Source organism: Alteromonas sp. a30 (assembly GCF_026788005.1).
In the GTDB taxonomy this organism is placed as follows: domain Bacteria; phylum Pseudomonadota; class Gammaproteobacteria; order Enterobacterales; family Alteromonadaceae; genus Paraneptunicella.
Window position 1 is genome coordinate 302,510 of the sequence record NZ_JABEPE010000002.1, and the last position, 19,580, is coordinate 322,089.

The window sequence follows — 19,580 nt, forward strand, 5'->3', positions numbered from 1 at the left end:
CTAAAATTGGTGGTACGATGCAGCCATTTTTTACAGGTTCTATTGAGGAAGAAATCCATGTCCAGAGTACTGATTATCGGCGCTGGCGGCGTGAGCACAGTAACAGTGAAAAAATGTGCCCGTTCACCTGAACTTTTTGATGAAATTTACTTAGCTAGTCGCACACTTTCTAAGTGTGAAGCATTACAAGAAGCGTGTGGAAAAGATCGCATTAAAGGCGTATTTGCCGTTGATGCCGACGATGCAACACAAGTTGCTGAACTTATTCGCAAAGTAGAGCCTAAGCTAGTAATTAACTTAGCTCTTCCTTACCAAGACTTACCGATTATGGATGCGTGCTTGGAAACCGGCGTAGATTATCTAGATACAGCCAATTATGAACCGAAAGACGAAGCTAAATTCGAATATTCTTGGCAGTGGGCTTATCAAGAGCGTTTTGAAAAAGCAGGCATTATGGCATTGCTCGGCAGTGGCTTTGATCCGGGTGTAACCAATGTTTATACCGCTTATGCTGCAAAACACTACTTCGACGAAATTCACTATTTGGATATTGTTGATTGTAACGGCGGCGATCACGGCCAAGCCTTTGCAACCAACTTCAATCCTGAAATCAACATCCGTGAAATTACCCAACGCGGTCGTTATTTCGAAAATGGCGAGTGGAAAGAAACCGATCCATTAAGCGTTCGCGAAGATTTGGACTACAAAAACATCGGTGTCCGTGCGTCTTACTTAATGTTCCACGAAGAATTGGAATCCATTGTTAAGCACTTCCCAACGCTAAAACGCGCCCGCTTCTGGATGACTTTCGGTGAAGCTTACTTAACGCACTTACGTGTATTAGAAGGCATTGGCATGACATCCATTGAACCGGTTGAATTCCAAGGTCAGAAAATCGTGCCACTAGAGTTCTTGAAAGCCGTGTTACCTAATCCGGGTTCTTTAGCAGAAGGCTACACAGGCCAAACCTGTATTGGTACTTACATTACAGGAATCAAAGATGGCCAAGAAAAAACCATCTTTATATACAACAACTGTGAACACGCGGTTTGTAACGAAGAAGTAGGCGCGCAAGCCGTTTCTTATACAACAGGTGTACCTGCCATGATTGGTGCGACCATGATGTTACAAGGTAAGTGGCATAAACCGGGCGTTTGGAACATGGAACAATTCGATCCTGATCCATTCATGGAAATGCTTAATGAACACGGCTTGCCTTGGCATGTGATTGAATGCGACGAAAGTCCATTTAAAAAGTAACTTAAAAATTTAAGCGGAGAATAAGCAGCAATATGAGCCAATATCAGGGAAAAGCCCCAGCTATTTTTTACGGCAACGACATACCTTCGCCCTGTTACGTGTGCGAAGAGTCTCGTTTGCAGGCCAATCTTGAACTGATGAAAAAAGTGCAAGAGGCGTCTGGTGCCAAAATCATTCTGGCATTAAAAGGCTTTTCGATGTGGTCGACATTTGATCTTGTTAAACAATATCTTCAAGGCGCAACCGCAAGCTCAGTATGGGAAGCCAAGCTCGCTCGAGAAGAAATTAACCAAGAAGTTCACGCTTATTCTCCAGCTTATAAGCAAAAAGAAATCGACGAGTTAGTTGAGCTAGTCGACCATATTTCCTTCAATAGCTTGAATCAATGGCAGCACTATCAGCAGCAAGTTGCTAACAAAGGGGTCTCAATGGGATTACGCGTTAATCCTGAACACCAAGAAGCAGACACCGAATTATATGATCCCAGCGCACCAGGCTCTCGCCTTGGTGTACGAGCAGCAGAACTCGAAGCATGGGAAACGCAAGGCAATAGCTTTGATGGCATTGACGGGTTCCATATTCACAACCTTTGTGAATGCGATTCATTCGCTACAGAGCGCACTATCAAAGCTGTTGAAGCCAAATTCGCTAAATGGTTGCCACAATTGAAGTGGATCAACTTAGGCGGCGGACATTTAATGACACGAGAAGGTTATGATGTTGATCATCTTATCCAAACCTTAAAAACCTTCCGTGAAAAATACGATATTGAACTTATTCTTGAACCGGGTTCAGCGGTTGCATGGCAAACAGGGCCGCTAGTTGCCGAAGTCATCGACATTGTGGAAAACCAAGGGCAAATTGCCATTTTAGATATTTCCGCTACCGCGCATATGCCCGATGTACTTGAAATGCCGTATCGTCCAACCATTACTGACGCAGAAGAAGCTAACGAAAAAGCCTTCACTTACAAGCTAGGTGGTAACTCTTGTTTAGCTGGCGATGTGATTGGCGAGTACAGTTTTGATCAAGCCCTACAAGTTGGTGATCGTGTAATTTTTGAAGACATGGTCCATTACACCATGGTAAAAACAACTTTCTTCAATGGCGTACAACATCCCGATATTGGCATACTAAAGAAAGACGGGCGTTTTGAGTTAGTGCGTCATTTCACCTACGAAGACTTTAAAAATAGATTGTCTTAGTATCCGACCTAAAGGGGAAAACAGAGTTTGAAAGTTGGCATTTTAGGTGCGCTTGAGCAAGAAATAGCACTTTTGCAAGCGCAAATGGATAACAAAAATACATTTCAACATGGGCAACTACATTTCATTACTGGCACATTGCATGGGGTCGACATCGTGTTGGTCCGTTGCGGTGTTGGCAAAGTAGCGGCCGCCATTGCGGCTTCCTCGCTGATTCAGTGCTATGCCCCCGACTATGTCGTCAATACGGGCTCTGCTGGCGGGTTCGACACCGAATTGAACATTGGTGATGTCGTAGTAGCAAATGAAGTCATGCATCATGATGTCGACGTTACCCACTTTGGGTTTGAACCGGGACAGGTGTTTGACATGCCAGCCCGCTATGTCAGTGACAACCGATTAATCAAGGCTGCGACGAAGGCAGCCGCCAACCTCACTCACCTCACCACAAAACAAGGGCTAATTTGCAGCGGAGATGCCTTTATCGGTTGCGACGATGCTGCGGCGAAGTTAAGAAACACCTTTCCAGACATGAGCGCAGTTGAAATGGAAGGCGCTGCCATTGGGCAGGCTTGTTACACATTGAACACCCCATTCGTGGTGATTCGCTCGCTATCCGATATTGCAGGAAAAACCTCTACCATTTCATTTCAAACATACCTTGAAAAAGCAGGTGAAATATCAGCCCAAATCGTGTTAGGAATGATTGAAAACCTTATCGAAGAAAACACCTAAATTGTGACAGACGAACTCAATCAAATTGCCAATATTCCTCTACTTTCCATCGCCACTATGGTGGTGGTGATGTTATTGGAGAAAGTCATTCCTTGGTCAGCCAGAAGCCATCCACTGACGTTATTGAACAGCATGGCGAAAACCATGGCGCTTAAAGTTCATAAAGATAAAAGCAACTCACCCGCCCAACAAAAAATATCAGGGGCGCTTGCCATCGTGGTACTTAGCGTTCCCGTTGTTTTCATCGTAGCTATTGTTTTGTTTTTTGCCGAGTTCACCTTCTTTTTTGATGGGCTGCTGTTACTCATTGCGTTGCGTTTTCAGCCTGTTGTTGAAGGCAGTAAAAAGATCCAACAGGCGCTGGAAAAGCGTAAAAAAGCACTTGCGAGATATGAGTTATCCCGTTGGACACTAAGAGAAACAGAATCTTTATCTGAAATGGGCATTTGTAAGGCCACCATCGAAACGTTACTGTTACGTTTCGGCTATCAATACATGAGTGTGATTTTTTGGTACTTGATTGGCGGCGGCATCGCAGCGCTGATATACCGATTCATTTATGAAATGTCTCAAACATGGAATATTAAAAACCCGCACTACAAACATTTTGGCCGCCCCGTATCTTGGGTTAGTTTTATTTTAAACTGGGTTCCAGTGAGATTAACTGGCGTTTTGTTTATTGTTGCCGTTAACTTGAGCAAAGCAATTCAAGCAGTTCGCCGTCAAAATGGCGTTGCATCAGGGCATACTCTACTTTTAACCCTATTTGGTGGAGCACTAGATATACAATTGGGTGGCCCTGCTTACTACAATAAGTGTAAAATAAGATTACCCAAGTGTGGTGGAAATAAGGCACCTGATTCAGGTGACATTAGCCGCGCTAGATTAGGCATACTTCAGTCTTTGGCTGTGTTTTTGGCTATGCTGGCTTTGGTCTCAGCGGGCTTGTACAGTGTCAGGTAGAAGTAATGAATTCACACAAAATAACTTTGTCAGACAGGATTAACGATGACGACAGCAAATATGATCAAAGACGGTGACTACAAAGTTGCTGATATTTCCCTCGCAGAATGGGGCCGTAAAGAATTAACAATTGCAGAAAGCGAAATGCCTGCATTAATGGCGATTCGTGAAAAATACCGTGCAGAACAGCCACTAGCGGGCGCTAAAATCCTCGGCTGTATTCACATGACAATTCAAACGGGTGTTCTTATTGAAACACTCATCGCTCTTGGAGCAGAAGTACGTTGGTCTTCATGTAACATCTTCTCTACTCAAGATCACGCAGCAGCAGCGATTGCCGCCGCTGGTGTACCGGTTTTCGCATGGAAAGGCGAAACAGACGAAGAATACGATTGGTGTATTGAACAAACCATCAAAAAAGATGGCAAAGTTTGGGATGCCAACATGGTACTTGACGATGGCGGCGACTTAACGGCAATGCTTCACGATCAATACCCTGAAGTGCTAGCAAATGTTCACGGAATCACCGAAGAAACCACTACCGGTGTTCACCGCCTAGTTGAAATGCTTGAAGCAGGCAAATTGAAAGTGCCAGCTATCAACGTCAACGACTCTGTGACTAAGTCTAAAAACGACAACAAATACGGTTGCCGCCACAGCTTAAACGACGCAATTAAGCGTGGTACTGACCACCTTCTTTCTGGTAAAAAAGCGTTGGTTATCGGTTACGGCGACGTAGGTAAAGGTTCTGCGGCATCGCTTCGTCAAGAAGGCATGATTGTACGCGTAACAGAAATCGACCCAATCTGCGCCATGCAAGCTTGCATGGACGGCTTCGAAGTGGTTTCCCCGTACAACGATGGTGTAAACACAGGCAAAGCAGACGACATCAACTTAGCACTGATGCAAAGCACTGACCTCATTGTTACGACTACAGGTAACGTTAACGTGTGCGATTCTGCCATGCTTAGCACGATTAAGTCAGGGGCTGTTGTTTGTAACATCGGTCACTTCGATAACGAAATCGACACAGCTTTCATGCGTGAAAACTGGCGTTGGGACGAAGTTAAACCACAAGTTCACAAAATTTATCGTAGTGATGACGAAAACGACAACATCATCTTGTTGTCTGAAGGTCGCTTGGTTAACTTAGGGAACGCTACAGGCCACCCTTCACGTATTATGGATGGTTCATTCTCCAACCAAGTATTAGCGCAAATTCACTTGTACAAGCAAGCGTTTGCTAACATGAACGATGCAGATAAAGCTAACGCAATGCGTGTTGAAGTGCTTCCTAAGAAGTTAGACGAAGAAGTGGCAGCCTACATGGTTCAAGGCTTCGACGGTGTTATTACTAAGCTAACAACACAACAAGCGGATTACATCCACGTTCCTGTTGAAGGCCCCTATAAAACAGAAAGCTACAAATACTAAGTTTTTTGTTCACTTAGAAGTTATTTACCAAAAAGCGCCACCTCGGCGCTTTTTTATTTTTAGCGCCTTCACGTTTTACCATCTTTTTTATTTAAAATTCACCTTTATCGCTTAAAGGCACCGTAAATAAAAAAATTTATTTACCATTAAAATTCAAACAGTTAGTTAATTTGGGTAAATTTTTATTCTCTAGAATACTTTCCTTATTCCCAATTGGGTGTTTACTCTAATTCAGGATTGTGAGAAATCTTTTGACAACGAACATCAGTAATTAACGTTATGAATTTATTTCAACTTACTTATATGAGTCAGTCTGAATTGCACCCGCTTGGGTTGCATGAAGAACTCGAAATCATTCAAAAAGCGGCTTCCGAGCTTAATAGAGAAAAACAAATTTCAGGTATTTTAGTTTATCGGAATGGCTTTTTTTTACAGCGCATTGAAGGAAACCGAAAAGCGGTCATCTACCTTGCAGAGAGTATTGCCAAAGATCGTCGCCACAAACATTTTAAAATACTAGAGCAAGGGCCTATTCAAAGACGCATGTTCGATGATTGGAGTGAGTTGCAATTACTCAGCACCAAAAAAGAAACCGCCGCTCTAGCGCCGTTATTCAACGTAATTGAAAAGCAGAGTCAAACCAGCGATTTCTTACGTATTAATGCCACTGAGGCTTTAGCATGTATGAAATCTCAATGGAGTCACGTTGCCTAACCTCAATACTTCACCCGTTTAATCAAATACAGCGACGGTTTGACGGCTCACCGCCACAAGCTCACCTTGTGCATTCCAAAAATTTGCTTCCTCTTGAATATAGCCATCACCTGCGGTTTGCGCCTCCGCTTGATACGCAAACCAATCCGCAGGCTCAATACTTTTATGAGGATGCAAAAAATCAACATACCAACTCAAAGAACTTGCAGGCGCAGGCCAACGTAAATTTTGCAACATCGTCGGCGGCCACGCATCTATCATGGCTAACGTATGAGCATCAGTAATCTTGTCTGGCGCTTCTTTAAACTTCACCCAACCATGCACAGCTACGTCTTTACGCCCTGTAAAAGGGAGTCCCTTCTCAATAGCCAGTTCAAAGTGACGAAGAAACTTAGGCACTACTTTAGGTATTTGAGGAATAAACTTTGGTTTTTTAGGAATTTGCATTTCATGACGTTCCGTCACCGGTAGCGTTAATTTTGAAGAACGTCCAAAGCCGTAACAAGCCTGAATAATCAAACAGACTTTGTCATCTTGCATAATTCGGCCACCAGTGTGAGTCACATTGCGACCTTCTCTGAGTTTTTCCACCTGAATCGTAAAAGGCTTTTCTAAATGAATGGGACCAACGAAGTTCACCGCAATAGATCGCATCACCCTGCCATCATGAATAAGCTTATTCATTGCAGCCGCCACCAAGCCAGTAGAGGCTCCACCGAATGCGGTGCGCCCTTGCGCCCAATCTTTTGGGATGCCGGGAATAACAATCTTTTCAGGGTTTTCTGCTACTTTCACCCACTGAAGCATGTCATCAAAGTTCATAAATAGTGCTCACTGAATACTGGTCCGATGTGTAAGAATAGCGATTATTAACCACTCTGGTGAAAATGTGCAACTATTGCGTCACTCCTTCGCCGCTTTTATACTCAGCCACTTTTTGCCAGCACAACGGTTTTAAAGCCAGCCTTTGGATGCATTTGTTGAACTGGCAAGCCTAAACAACGGAGGGGATAATGACGTCCTACACCAAAGAAGACGTAATTTATAAAGCCTATCAACCCGAGGATTTTGCCGCCGTTATTGCCTTGGGCAATCATGTGCACGGAGATAACTATTTAGACGATAAACAAGTTCAGTATCTCTTTGATGCTGGTCACAAAAATGGTATCAATGCCAGTCTAGTCGCCTATTTAGGCGATAAACTAGTAGGCTTTCGTTTAACCCAAGCTGCGGAACAATGGACCATTGATGAATGGTGCTCACCAGATCTCTGGGGCTTCCCCATTAGCGATGTGTGTTACTTCAAATGCAACACAGTAGATGAAACTTATCGTGGTTTAGGTATTGGTTCGGCGCTACTCAAGCGTTCAATCGAACAGGCAAAACTGCAAGGCGCGAAAGCCGGGTTAGCCCATATTTGGCGTGCGAGTCCCGGCAATAGTGCGTTTAAATACTTCTCGAAATGTGGTGGCGAATTGGTTAAAGACCACCCAAATCGTTGGCAAGGTTGGTTTGATTCTCATGGCTACATGTGCCCCGTTTGCGGCGAGTTTTGCACCTGTACCGCCGCTGAAATGATGATCAAGTTTTAAGATATGTACGATCCACTTGCCCATCCCCAATTAAGCCCAAATCAACCCTACCCAGAAAGCTTTTGGGCGTTTAACACTGGGAAGCGCCTGCACTTTCCACAGCTTGAAGCAACGGTGCAAACCGAAGTTGTTATTATTGGCGCAGGTTTCACTGGGCTTTCTGCGGCAATCGCGTTACGCGAAAAAGGCGTCGAAACCGCTCTTGTGGAAGCCAACAGCGTTGGCTGGGGATGCGCAGGAAGAAACGCTGGCTTTGCCCTACCCGGCTCGGGTCGCCTTGGTTTTAGCGCACTAAAAAGCGCTTACGGTAAGAATGCAGCCATAGGCATTATTAGCGAATACTATCAAGCAGTCGATAATCTCAAACACTTTATTGACAGTAACAACCTGCAAGTCGACTTGGTACAAGGTGGCTATTTAAAAATTGCCAGCAAAGCCAAAGACATCAACTTATTCGAGCAACAACTTAACGATTTACCCAGCACTTATGCATCTAAGTTGTCGTTATTGTCGGCTCAAGAGGTTGATACGCACTTTATTGAAACCCACCAACAATTTGGTGGATTATACAATTCCTCTTCCTTTGGGATTAATCCATTAAAAATGGCCTTAGCAATGGCCGAACTTGCTCGTGAGAATGGTGCTCATGTTTTTCAGAACTCTCCTGTGCTCAGTTATGAAAAGGCACAAAATGCAAGCCACGGAAAAAGGTACGTTGTTACCACTACCAAGGGGAAAATTTACTGCGATCACATCATACTTGCGACTAACGCTTACACGCCGAATAAATCATTGCCGGTGTTTTATCGTGCTCAGTTTCCGGTGTTATCCAGCGTACTCGTGACCCACCCTCTGCGCGATGAACAACTCAAATTCGTAAAACAAGCAGGGCTAATGTGCATGGATACGCGTGCATTGAAATACTATTACCGCTTATTGCCGGGCAACCGAATTTTGTTTGGCGGACGCGGCGCGGTTTGGGGGTATAATCACGATAGTCCGTTGATTAAGCGCAAGTTGATTAACGCACTAAAATCCAGTTTCCCCAATTTAGACGATGCCAGAATCGACTATTTTTGGAGCGGTTGGGTCAGTGTGTCACAAGATGAAATTCCGCATATTGGTAGTTTACCAAGCGATCCTAATATTCACTTTGCCATGGGATATTGCGGCTCAGGGGTGGCTTTCACTCACACAGCAGGAAAACGCTTAGCCCAGCTTGTCACCAGTAAAAATGATGTCCCAGAACTTCCCATATACAACACTTTCCCTAAAGACTTTCCATTCGCGCCGTTTCGTCGCTTGGGGTTATGGGGTTACTATCAATGGCAAAGCCTGATGGATTGGGTGTCGTAAACAAATTTGGGCTTTACTCTTTCGAAGCTTGATCAAGAATAACCGGTCCATCCCCTTGGCTCCCAAGTACATCGTCTGGATTATAAATAGGGCAATTTGTCATGGATAAACACCCACAGCCAATACAGCCCGAAAGCGAATCCCGCAACCGCGTCATATAGCGAATGCGATCGCTTAAATCTTGATGCCAATTTTCCGACAAACGTTGCCAATCTTCTTTGTTTGGGGTGCGTTGATTCGGCAAAGTATCCAGCGCCGCTTTAATGCTCTGCAAACTAATTCCTACCTTTTGTGCCGCTTTAATAACTGACACTCGGCGCAGTACATCGGGCGCATAACGCCGCTGATTGCCTTGGTTGCGTCGACTATGAATAAGCCCTTTATCCTCGTAAAAATGCAGCGTAGCCACGGAAACACCACAGCGTTTCGCTACCATGCCAACTGACAATGCTTTTTTCTGCATGTTTTCACCTGTTTCTTATCATCTAAGAACGCTTTGTTTTGCCTAATTTTTAAAAACTAACAGTGTAAATGAAAAAAACGCTTTACCTCAAGTTAACTTGAGGTTTTAGCATAGCAAACCAAATTACTCTATTCATGAAAACAGCGCGTTAATCGGGAGAGCAAGATGCATATCGAACACATTAATTTGGTAGTGACGAATTTAGAAACCACACTGACATTCTATCGCGCGGCTTTTCCTTACTGGAAAGTAAGAGGACAAGGTGAACAAGATTGGTATGGTATGAAACGTACGTGGCTGCATTTTGGTGATGAAAACGACTACCTATCATTCGCAGATTCAGGCACAGGAGAAAACCGTGATCTACAATCAAACCAGTTAGGCTTAGCGCATTTCGGTTTTATTACCAACAACCTAGACGCCACAATTGAACGCTTACAAAACGCAGGATTCACAATTCACAAACCGGGAAATCCAACTGAATTTAGGAAGAACGTTTATTTTCTAGACCCAGACGGTTACGAAGTGGAATTTGTAGAATATATGTCGGATGACCCAACACAACGAAACCAATACACAGGCTAAAAATTGTCACTTTAGTATTTTAAATCAGTGTGTTAGGAACGAGTTTATTCAATAAAAAACCCTTGCATTTTTTCAAGAACAAGGGTTTTCTTATTAGCTAAAACAACAATTGTTAAAATGACGACATGCTTGCTCCAATCACGTTTAGAGAATTAGGAGCAACCCCTCAGCCGCATGGCTGTATCTACCTCGAGTTTGCGATAAATCACCAATCGGGTAACGAACAATTAAACACAGCTAATTTAGATTGACGCTTCAAGCTTTACTCTCGCAAACTTACGCTTACCAACTTGATACACTGCCTCGCCTGCTTCGGTTAACATAAGCTTGTTATCCGTGACTTTTTCGCCATCAATCTTCACTGCGCCTTGTTTAATCATGCGTATGGCTTCTGAGGTCGATGCCACTAAGTTTGCTTCTTTCAACAAGTTAGCAATAGCAATGCCTTCATCGGATAACGCAAGAGAGACTTCCGGCATGTCATCAGGAATCGCGTTCTTCTGAAAGCGTTGAATAAAGTCTTGATGCGCACCTTCTGCGGCTTGTGCGTTGTGAAAGCGCTCGATAATTTCTTTCGCCAGCAAAATTTTGATGTCGCGAGGATTCGCACCATCGGCTATTTGCTGTTTGAAACCTTCAATTTCATCCAACGGACGGAAGCTCAATAATTCATAGTAACGCCACATCAACTCATCGGAAATCGACATCACTTTACCAAACATATCGTTTGGCGCATCGGTAATACCAATGTAATTGTTCAACGACTTCGACATTTTCTGAACGCCATCAAGCCCTTCAAGTAGCGGCATCATTAGAACCGTTTGTGGGCGCTGGCCTTCTTCTTTTTGCAACTCGCGCCCCATTAATAGATTAAAGCGCTGATCTGTGCCGCCTAACTCAACATCGGCTTCAAGGGCAACGGAGTCCCAGCCTTGAGCAAGCGGATACAAAAATTCATGAATAGCGATAGGTTGACCATTCGCGTAACGTTTTTTGAAATCGTCACGTTCTAACATTCTGGCAACCGTTTGACGCGCGGCCAGTTTAATCATGCCGGCTGCACCAAGGTCTTCCATCCACTCAGAGTTAAAACGAATTTGCGTTTTTTCTGGATCGAGGATTTTAAATACCTGCGTTTTATAAGTTTCAGCATTGGCAAGCACGTCTTCACGCGTTAAAGGTTTGCGCGTAACGTTTTTACCAGTCGGATCGCCAATCATACCCGTGAAATCACCGATTAAAAAAATCACTTCATGGCCTAAATCTTGAAACGCTCTGAGTTTATTGATCAGAACAGTATGACCAAGGTGTAGGTCTGGTGCGGTTGGATCAAAGCCAGCTTTAATTTTTAACGGCTTACCTTCTTTGAGCTTCTCAATCAGCTCTTCTTCCAACAAAATTTCATCTGCGCCGCGTTTTAACTCTGCGAACGCTTGTTGCCAATCGGACATGTACTTTTCTCAACCTACAGGGGAATTAAGGAATGCCGCATTCTACTGCTCATAAAAGTGCAAATAAAGGGGATTGCGCCTAGAAAATAGAGTGAAATGGGTATATTCTGCGAATTGTGCTATTTTTAGTTTCATGGCAGATATATTGGCTACTATGGTAAAACAACAAATAATCCACACCATAAAAGCGCTTCCGAACCGTCATAAATGGATGGTAGCGGTGGTGTCTTTAATCGTTATTATTTTCGCTGCACTTCCCTCTGAACCCGCCCGAGCCTCGCGTCAAACCAAAAGCGTAGAGTTAGAACTTGGCAAACGTTACACGCTTGATGTTCAGCCAACAGTGGTCGTGACCGAGGAACAGCTGGAAGACACAACTAAACAAGATTGGCAGAGTTATATCGTTCGCTCTGGCGACAACCTTGCCAAGATTTTTGCAAAAGCAGGGTTATCCCCTCGTGATGTGCATCATGTGAGTCGTGCTGGCAAAGACGCTAAAAAGTTGTTGAAAATGATGCCTGGCGAGACCATTCAAATTTTACTGGATGACGACGAGCAATTTCAGGCACTTCGCTACCCTTTCTCTAAAACCAAAACGCTGGTTATTGAACACAATAGCGATTTATACGCATCCCACATTGAAGAAAAAGCCATTAGCAAACGCTTAGATTTTGCCACTGGTGACATCAAAAGCAGCTTTTGGAATGCAGGTGTTAAGGCAGGCTTAACCGATAATCAGATTATGAGCCTAGCTAATATTTTCGGCTGGGACATCGACTTTGCGCTAGATATTCGTGATGGCGATTACTTTAATGTGATCTTTGAAGAAAACTTCGTTGAAGGTGAGTTTGCAGGATATGGCGATATCGTGGCCGCCGAGTTTACTAACCAAGGCGAAACCTTTACCGCAATTCGATATAAAGACGGTAACTACTACACACCCGAAGGGCGTAGTATGCGTAAGAGCTTCTTACGCGCGCCAGTGAACTTCAAATATATCAGTTCTAGCTTTAAACCTCGCCGCTTCCACCCCGTTTTAAAACGCTGGAAGCAACACAGAGGCATCGATTATGCAGCCAATACAGGAACCCCTGTCGTGGCAGCAGGTGATGGACGCGTCATTAAAGCCACTTATGACAAGTACAATGGTCATCATGTGTTTATTCAGCATGGTGAAAAATACGTCACCAAATACTTACACTTTTCTAAGCGTAAAGTTAGAAAGGGTGACTGGGTTAAACAGGGTCAAACCATTGGTTTAGTAGGCCGAACAGGCTTAGCAAGTGGGCCTCACTTACATTATGAATTTTTAGTCAATGGGGTTCACCAAAACCCTCGAACCGTTAGCCTGCCTAAAGCAACCCCTATCGCCTCCAAAGAACGCGATGAATTCCTTGCTTTAGCAAGCAACTATCAAACGCAATTAGAAAAAAACCGCCGCATTATGCTGGCTATGAACCAATGAGTTCAAGCCAGCTCTACATTGGATTGATGTCCGGCACCAGCGTCGATGGAATTGATGTCGCCTTGCTCGATATGCATCTGGGCAATTCTAAGCTTGTTGATTGCTTTACGCATCCCTACCCGCCGGCCTTAGCAACGACGCTTCACAGCTTATGTGAACCTGATCACAATGAAATTGTAAACCTAGGTGAAGCCGATATTGCCGTAGCCTTAGCGTTTAGTGATGCCGTATTTGCCATGTTGAAAAAGCATGGTTTATCGGCGCAGGACATCCAAGCCATTGGCAGTCACGGACAAACGGTCAGACACCACCCTGAACTATCTCATCCGTTTACACTACAAATAGGTGATGCCAATACTCTTGCTACTATCACCGATATTGATGTTGTGGCGGATTTTAGGCGTAAAGACATAGCGCTTGGGGGGCAAGGTGCTCCTCTTGTACCTGCTTTCCATCAAGCCGTTTTTTCCTCTCGCACTGACGATTCGAATGCGATAAAAAATGCTCAGAACAGAGCCATTGTTAACATTGGCGGCATTGCTAATATTACTTGGCTACCCGCATCTCCCCAGCAACCTGTTTTAGGGTTTGATACAGGCCCGGGCAACGTCTTAATGGACGCATGGTGTAAGCAGCATAAAAACTTCTCTTTCGATGAAAATGGCATGTGGGCAAACCAAGGCCGAGTGGATGAAGATTTACTCACCGCTCTTATGTCTCACCCATACCTATCTCAGCCTTACCCTAAAAGTACTGGCCGTGAAATATTTAATCTGACTTGGTTAAATCAAATACTCGCCTCTAAAAGAAACTATCAAGTAATCGATCCCGTCGATGTGCAACGCACGTTGTTGGCTTTTACCGCAGAGAGCATATGCTTACACCTGAACCAACTCGAGGGTTTAGAAGAAGTGTACATTTGCGGTGGAGGTGCCCGTAACACGGCTTTAATGCAAGTATTACAAAGTGCTTGTAATACCATTCCAGTTTATTCAACAGAAGCCTTGGGAATTCATCCTGACTCTGTGGAAGCCGCCGCTTTTGCTTGGCTTGCCTATGCGCATATTCATCGTATAGCTGGCAATATGCCATCAGTTACAGGCGCAAGAAGATCGGCTGTTCTTGGCGGGTTTTATCCGGCGGCATAAAGTCAATCGTTCTTTGCTCTTGCCTCAATGCAATTTCTAACATAAAAAGCCCAGTAGCTCTCCGCTCACTGGGCTTTTCATTTTTTTAGACATGCTACTATCGAAGCATCCTAGAATCCTGCTTAGCAGCCTTTGTTAACCTGAAAAACGACCATTTAGCAGTTCCTCGGTAGACGCCACACTTTCATAATGCTGAGCGCACATATTTTTTGCTGTATCCAAATACAACTGATCAACCTGAGCAGGAGACATAAAACCTTCGCTAAAGCCGGGCTTCACCGGGTCAATATGCAAACGCACTACATTTAAGAAGTGTGCAATCAACTCTTTAATGCTCTCTGTTCCTGTGGAAATACGCATAGTCGTTAAATAGATACCAGCATCGTGCTGGTCTTTCTCGCCCATTTCCGAGTGCGACGTTAACGCAGGGCAAAGTATAATCGTGTTATTTTGCCCAATACTCACCTGATGGCTAAAAGCTGGCTCTAATGCATCAAAGAAGCGCACGAAGGTATCTCTGTCTAACCCTGCTTTTTCCATGTCGACAGTAAACAATGCGCATGGCCAACCATGACGCATTAAATCATTCTTAATTTTAGCGTTAGGGTGCGAATCAATCGCATGACAATTCACATTCATATCAGGATGGGAGAATAAAAACTCGCTCAACACCTTGGTATTAATACACTTACTGAGCATACGTTGCTCAAGGGTTTTCATTCCTGTAAGAACATCAAAGGCTTTTTCCGAATCAAGGAAGGCTCCCTTAATGTAATACACATCCCAGAACATGGTTTTGCTCCAGTCATAGCCATTTACCGCTTGGCCTTTCGCTTGGAACATACGATAGGTTTCTGAAATCACTACACCGGCGGTTGTTGCGCCACTACCACAAATATCCTTTGTGTAGCTGTGAACAACGTAATCTGGACGTTCATCTTTATTCTTACGCTGTAATGGTTGATTCAATACCGGCGTTGCAAGCGTCGAATCTAACATAACCAAGTGTCCGTTAGCATGAGCAACGCGACAAATCCCCGGCACATCTAAAACATATCCATGCGGGTTACAAGGCGATTCAACATACACATGCAATGCATTATTTTTTAGACGAGCTTCGTGCTTAGCTTTGGACTTTTGTAGGAATTCACTAAATTCTGCTTCGCTATAACCATCAAACCATTCAATTTGAATTGCCATGCGATTTTCACGCGCGAAGAAATCCTCTAAAAGTTGGAAAACACCGCCATACACATTGCGAGAAACCACCAGCACATCGCCATGAGACAACACATTCGATAGCATTGCATCAATGGCAGCCATCCCTGAGTTAAAGTTCCATGCCAAATAGTCCGCGGCATAAGGACCCGCTTCAAGCTCAACAATGGCATTAGCTAACGAAATATTCGTGGGATTAAGCAAACGCGAATAAATTTGGTGAGTCGCTTCCTTTCCTTGAAACGCATCATCTACCCACTCTGTACAGGCATAAACATAAGTAGCGGTGCGCACAACCACAGGCGTTGCTGAAAAAAGTGCCGTCACGTTATCAAACAATGGATAGTGTGTTTTTCCTACCTGAGATCCCGTTTGTTGTTGCAAGCTTTGGAAAGTGGCGCGGAATGGGTTTTGGAGTGTATCTAATACCTTTGCAATCTGAAACGATAGGAATTTTTTCGCATTGAAATAGGCGATTTTATCTTTTCTATCTAAACCTTCTAGCGTGCGATTTGTAACTTGCCATAAATTGTTAATATCAAGTTGAGCTTGGTACAAGTGGCTCGCCGCTTGATTTAAACTTTGCCCGTACTCACTTTTAGGGTCGATGCCAAAATGCTGTAATTGCTCTTCTGCTAACTGCTCAATGCTTGTTGCCTCTGTCGAATTTCTTTTTGGGGACAACATTTTTGCTTGTTGGATTTGAGTCTCGTTCATGACATTTAGAACCATGTTTGTGAAAAAAGAGACTTGTTTTAACTCGATTTTAACAAACTACCAACATTAGCTTCCGGTTTATCTGAGCAAGCCTACAACTTGTATAGTCAAGATAGCTTTACTGCTTAATATGATGATGAAGATTCCGTACTCAAGCCTTTCAACTTTAGTATATTTCATCCTTTATTTAGAAAGAAAAGCGTTAAGAAATGGTTAACGTTAAGCGGTTATTAGAAAGATTCCCACTCAAATATTAAAAGAAAGCTGACAATTCTACTACAACACGCATTAAACTTAGGTTTTACCCCCTCAAGTCAGGTAAAACATTCATCTCCATAAAAATAGCTAGCGCAGAGTATACACATGCATAAACGCTATAAAATTAGGATAAAAAGTACATTTATACAAAACCATTAGATTTTTTCACCTAAAATCTTAATAAAATATCATCCATAATTTTTGGCGATTGCGCGGTCGCTCCCCCAAAATGCCATGGACCCACTTCAGGTAAAAGCTCGCGGAAAGTGCCTTCTCCCGTCATATCCCAAGTAGCAACATAAAATTGAACACCTTGCCAACTAGATACACCAAATGAGTCGCCATGATAGATGAATTGAATTTGTTGTTTTTGATAATCCACATTCACCTCTGGCGCCATACCAAGCTTATCGCCTTTCTCTTGTGGCAAACTGAGATTCGGAGTAAACAGTGAATTGCCCCAGCCAAAAATAATATGACCTAAAGACCATGTTAGGTCATGAGGCATACTCGCATTCAGGTAAGGCAAGACTTTTGCCGACTGTATCGGCCCCGCTAGCGCTTTAGGGAAATTAAAGTAAACGCTAAAAGCAACGTTATCAAAACCATTGGCCGCGCCCCAAACATTCGTCACCTTTTGCATATCTAGGGTCAGTATTAAATTCCCACCCGCAGCCTTTGCATCGGCTTTTAAGATCTCCCGTTGCCCAGCACTGTTTTCATGTTGCGGAGATTTATACTGCCCAGTGGGTCCATGAGCATCGTTAGCTTTATCTTCAACAACAACACCATATTCAGGCTTTTGCACTCGCGTTGTGAACTGCTGAATGGAGGACGTTATTTGATAGCGAGGCGCATAGAACTGTAAAGTGTACTGGCTCTCACCCAAGTTTCTAACGGGAAACACAAAACCGAAGCGCCCATTTTCATCTGAATGGAGTGTAATGGCTTTGTCTAAGTTGCCATTTATTATGGCTTTCAGGGTTTCTTTTCCTGTGGTGATACTGCCACTAATTTCAATGTCTTGGGTATACACCTCACCACTAATATGGTTATCCAGTTCAACAATCACATCACTAAGCGCAGAATCAGTTTGTATCACCGAAATGGGTTTCGCTCCAGCGTCATCGGGCGCAACATTGGTCACTAGCAAGGCGATAGCATTAGCGGGCAAAACCACATTGAGCTCACCGGCTTTGTTCAAGCTTGGGGGCGAGTCCAGTTGTTCGGAGAACACTAGGTGTAATGAGTTTAAAGAAGCATCATTCTTTTCTTTTATTCTCTGTTTTTGCGCGCTAATGCTCAAACCCTCTACCAAAATAGAATGTGGAGCAATGTTCATTAATATCAATGCGGTTTGACCCTGATAGTCACGACGATACGCCAGTAACCCCGCGCCATATTCATTCGCATCGAGCAACGTTAAATGCCCTCTGGACAGCACCCGATAACGTTTTCTTAGCTCTGCCAAAGATTGAATAAAAACAAACATTTCAGAAGTGGTGTCAAACTGATCTGATTCCGCTAAATACCCGCCGGAAAACATGGCTTGTCGCGCTTCTTTGTGCGCTTGTTCGCTGCCCTGATAGATAACCGGAATGCCCGGAATCGTAAAAATAACACTCAAGGCTTGCTTGAAATTTGCTATAGATGCTGCTGATAAAAAGCGCTTTACATCATGGTTGTCGACAAAATTAACAACGGTAAAAGGATCAGGATAGTGCATATGTTGTTCTAGGCGATACGCCAACTGTTTGCTTGGCTGCCCTTCCGCTAGCACTTTATTTATGGATTGATACAAAGGGAAGTTAATAACGGAATTAAACTCAGGAGTGCTCTTTGAGCCTAAATATGACCTGAGATTTTGTTCACCGTTGTCTTGATAGGGTTCAGAAAAGGCGAACACTTCGGCAAATGTGAGAAAATGAGACTTTCCAAGCTCACGAGCCTGAGCTTGAATGCCATCCTCATCGTGAAAGAAATGCTGCCAAAAATCATGGTCAACATATTTTGCCGTATCGACCCGAAAAGCATCGACTCCAGCTTCTTTCATCCAATAACGATATGATTCTTTAAACGCCTTTAAAACCTCGGGGGAACGTGTGTTGATGTCTGCCAAATTCCCTAGCTGATAACGCGATTGCTGCTCGTACGAGTTGTAGTCGTTAATGCTCGGTGTCCAATTATAAATATTTGCCTGAGCATGTTTGTGATTGAGTCTATCGGCTTTATCAAACGGCGTTTGTGTGGGGAATATATCGGCTTTATCGCCTAACAAGGTGAAATTTTGGCGAGTGTTATCAGGATCATAACCGCCTTTGTAAGTGAACAACGGCGCGCTGTGGTTAATCACAATATCCTGAATTAAATACATGTCTCTCTGGTGTAGGGATTTAGATAACCTCTGGTAATCCTCTAGTGTGCCAATATGCGGGTCGATACTTTTAAAATCTCGCGCCCAATACCCATGATAACCAGCGTATTGCGACGCTTCACTCCACCAAAGGTTTTTCACCGGCGGCGTCATCCAAACCGCTGTTGCGCCCAAACGTTGAATGTAATCAAGCTTATCAATGACGCCTTGGAGATCCCCCCCGTTGTAATGGCTCTCTTTTGTCGGATTGAACTCACCTAGACCTAAGTCGTTATTTGAAACATCACCATCGTTAAAACGATCTGTCATCAAAAAATAAATAATTTGATCACGCCAATCCGGCGATGACACCTGCAATAAGCCAGATTCCGAGGACAGAGGCTTTCCTGCCTGCGCTGTGAGCTTTGCCTGAGTCCCTGAATGCTCTGACTGAGGACTGCATGAGAACAGCGCTATAGTTGCAAGTAAAATCGGAACAATTGATTTGGATGAGTTTAGGACGAAATGATGGGCACAAAACCAAGGAGAAACAAACATATTGAATCGGTATAAATAAACCAGCATCAAAAAAGGCTATGGCGTAAACCAAGAAATTGCCAGAATTTTAACAATACAAACGTATGCACTACTTCAATCCAAACT

Annotated in this window: 16 protein-coding genes; 11 read left to right on the forward strand and 5 right to left on the reverse strand. The window is 43.7% G+C overall.

Annotated elements, in window-relative coordinates; genetic code table 11:
* Window positions 1-57: 57 nt before the first annotated feature.
* The 6 genes from HJG39_RS03515 to HJG39_RS03540 all read left to right on the forward strand — a co-directional run bounded on the left by HJG39_RS03515 (window position 58) and on the right by HJG39_RS03540 (window position 6,311).
* Entirely contained in the window at window positions 58-1,260 is a 1,203-nt protein-coding gene (locus HJG39_RS03515) for a saccharopine dehydrogenase family protein (protein ID WP_268406852.1), read from the forward strand.
* A gap of 32 nt (window positions 1,261-1,292) precedes the next feature.
* Complete coding sequence (gene nspC, locus HJG39_RS03520; protein WP_268406854.1) at window positions 1,293-2,465, forward strand: carboxynorspermidine decarboxylase; 1,173 nt, start codon at window positions 1,293-1,295, stop codon at window positions 2,463-2,465.
* A gap of 27 nt (window positions 2,466-2,492) precedes the next feature.
* On the forward strand, window positions 2,493-3,200 hold the full coding sequence (locus HJG39_RS03525; RefSeq protein ID WP_268406856.1) for a 5'-methylthioadenosine/adenosylhomocysteine nucleosidase: 708 nt from the start codon (window positions 2,493-2,495) through the stop codon (window positions 3,198-3,200).
* 3 nt (window positions 3,201-3,203) lie between these two features.
* On the forward strand, window positions 3,204-4,163 hold the full coding sequence (locus tag HJG39_RS03530; RefSeq protein ID WP_268406857.1) for a cobalamin biosynthesis protein CobD/CbiB: 960 nt from the start codon (window positions 3,204-3,206) through the stop codon (window positions 4,161-4,163).
* Window positions 4,164-4,208: 45 nt separating this feature from the next.
* Window positions 4,209-5,597 carry an adenosylhomocysteinase gene (ahcY, locus tag HJG39_RS03535; protein ID WP_268406860.1) on the forward strand — a complete coding sequence of 463 codons (1,389 nt, stop codon included), beginning with the start codon at window positions 4,209-4,211 and terminating at the stop codon, window positions 5,595-5,597.
* Between the two features lie 279 nt (window positions 5,598-5,876).
* Window positions 5,877-6,311 (forward strand): BLUF domain-containing protein, encoded by a 435-nt coding sequence (locus HJG39_RS03540; protein WP_268406861.1) that lies wholly within the window; start codon window positions 5,877-5,879, stop codon window positions 6,309-6,311.
* A gap of 18 nt (window positions 6,312-6,329) precedes the next feature.
* Here the strand turns inward: HJG39_RS03540 and HJG39_RS03545 are convergent, their stop codons facing one another.
* The gene (locus HJG39_RS03545; protein WP_268406864.1) at window positions 6,330-7,133 is read right to left on the reverse strand and encodes an acyl-CoA thioesterase; all 804 of its coding nucleotides are present in this window, start codon (window positions 7,131-7,133) and stop codon (window positions 6,330-6,332) included.
* 191 nt (window positions 7,134-7,324) lie between these two features.
* Between HJG39_RS03545 and HJG39_RS03550 the strand changes: the two genes are divergently transcribed.
* Together HJG39_RS03550 and HJG39_RS03555 are read left to right on the forward strand one after the other, a co-directional pair.
* Entirely contained in the window at window positions 7,325-7,903 is a 579-nt protein-coding gene (locus HJG39_RS03550) for a GNAT family N-acetyltransferase (RefSeq protein WP_268406866.1), read from the forward strand.
* 3 nt (window positions 7,904-7,906) lie between these two features.
* Window positions 7,907-9,259 carry an NAD(P)/FAD-dependent oxidoreductase gene (locus HJG39_RS03555; protein WP_268406868.1) on the forward strand — a complete coding sequence of 451 codons (1,353 nt, stop codon included), beginning with the start codon at window positions 7,907-7,909 and terminating at the stop codon, window positions 9,257-9,259.
* A gap of 13 nt (window positions 9,260-9,272) precedes the next feature.
* Here the strand turns inward: HJG39_RS03555 and soxR are convergent, their stop codons facing one another.
* Window positions 9,273-9,722: a redox-sensitive transcriptional activator SoxR gene (gene soxR, locus HJG39_RS03560; protein WP_268406870.1), complete on the reverse strand. Its 450-nt coding sequence runs from the start codon at window positions 9,720-9,722 to the stop codon at window positions 9,273-9,275.
* Window positions 9,723-9,887: 165 nt separating this feature from the next.
* Here soxR and HJG39_RS03565 point away from each other — a divergent pair, with 165 nt between their 5' ends.
* Window positions 9,888-10,307 (forward strand): VOC family protein, encoded by a 420-nt coding sequence (locus HJG39_RS03565; RefSeq protein WP_268406873.1) that lies wholly within the window; start codon window positions 9,888-9,890, stop codon window positions 10,305-10,307.
* Between the two features lie 242 nt (window positions 10,308-10,549).
* Here HJG39_RS03565 and tyrS read toward each other — a convergent pair whose 3' ends face one another.
* Entirely contained in the window at window positions 10,550-11,758 is a 1,209-nt protein-coding gene (gene tyrS / locus HJG39_RS03570; RefSeq protein WP_268406875.1) for a tyrosine--tRNA ligase, read from the reverse strand.
* Window positions 11,759-11,912: 154 nt separating this feature from the next.
* Here tyrS and HJG39_RS03575 point away from each other — a divergent pair, with 154 nt between their 5' ends.
* Window positions 11,913-13,223, forward strand: coding sequence for a peptidoglycan DD-metalloendopeptidase family protein (locus HJG39_RS03575; protein ID WP_268407084.1), 1,311 nt, complete (start codon window positions 11,913-11,915; stop codon window positions 13,221-13,223).
* On the forward strand, window positions 13,220-14,371 hold the full coding sequence (locus HJG39_RS03580; protein ID WP_268406879.1) for an anhydro-N-acetylmuramic acid kinase: 1,152 nt from the start codon (window positions 13,220-13,222) through the stop codon (window positions 14,369-14,371). Before HJG39_RS03575 ends, HJG39_RS03580 begins: the two co-directional genes overlap by 4 nt.
* Before the next feature lie 135 nt (window positions 14,372-14,506).
* On the opposite strand, the gene HJG39_RS03585 is transcribed toward HJG39_RS03580, so the two are convergent.
* On the reverse strand, window positions 14,507-16,306 hold the full coding sequence (locus tag HJG39_RS03585; RefSeq protein WP_268406880.1) for a trans-sulfuration enzyme family protein: 1,800 nt from the start codon (window positions 16,304-16,306) through the stop codon (window positions 14,507-14,509).
* Between the two features lie 427 nt (window positions 16,307-16,733).
* Window positions 16,734-19,289 (reverse strand): alpha-amylase family glycosyl hydrolase, encoded by a 2,556-nt coding sequence (locus HJG39_RS03590; protein ID WP_268407086.1) that lies wholly within the window; start codon window positions 19,287-19,289, stop codon window positions 16,734-16,736.
* Window positions 19,290-19,580: the final 291 nt, after the last annotated feature.

Bases quoted from the DNA above. Each gene is read 5' to 3' on its own strand.
- HJG39_RS03540 (WP_268406861.1), top strand. From the start codon at position 5,877: ATGAATTTATTTCAACTTACTTATATGAGTCAGTCTGAATTGCACCCG.
- HJG39_RS03550 (WP_268406866.1), top strand. From the start codon at position 7,325: ATGACGTCCTACACCAAAGAAGACGTAATTTATAAAGCCTATCAACCC.
- soxR (WP_268406870.1), bottom strand. From the start codon at position 9,722: ATGCAGAAAAAAGCATTGTCAGTTGGCATGGTAGCGAAACGCTGTGGT.
- HJG39_RS03580 (WP_268406879.1), top strand. From the start codon at position 13,220: ATGAGTTCAAGCCAGCTCTACATTGGATTGATGTCCGGCACCAGCGTC.
- HJG39_RS03515 (WP_268406852.1), top strand. From the start codon at position 58: ATGTCCAGAGTACTGATTATCGGCGCTGGCGGCGTGAGCACAGTAACA.
- ahcY (WP_268406860.1), top strand. From the start codon at position 4,209: ATGACGACAGCAAATATGATCAAAGACGGTGACTACAAAGTTGCTGAT.
- nspC (WP_268406854.1), top strand. From the start codon at position 1,293: ATGAGCCAATATCAGGGAAAAGCCCCAGCTATTTTTTACGGCAACGAC.
- HJG39_RS03555 (WP_268406868.1), top strand. From the start codon at position 7,907: ATGTACGATCCACTTGCCCATCCCCAATTAAGCCCAAATCAACCCTAC.
- tyrS (WP_268406875.1), bottom strand. From the start codon at position 11,758: ATGTCCGATTGGCAACAAGCGTTCGCAGAGTTAAAACGCGGCGCAGAT.
- HJG39_RS03575 (WP_268407084.1), top strand. From the start codon at position 11,913: ATGGTAAAACAACAAATAATCCACACCATAAAAGCGCTTCCGAACCGT.
- HJG39_RS03585 (WP_268406880.1), bottom strand. From the start codon at position 16,306: ATGAACGAGACTCAAATCCAACAAGCAAAAATGTTGTCCCCAAAAAGA.
- HJG39_RS03565 (WP_268406873.1), top strand. From the start codon at position 9,888: ATGCATATCGAACACATTAATTTGGTAGTGACGAATTTAGAAACCACA.
- HJG39_RS03545 (WP_268406864.1), bottom strand. From the start codon at position 7,133: ATGAACTTTGATGACATGCTTCAGTGGGTGAAAGTAGCAGAAAACCCT.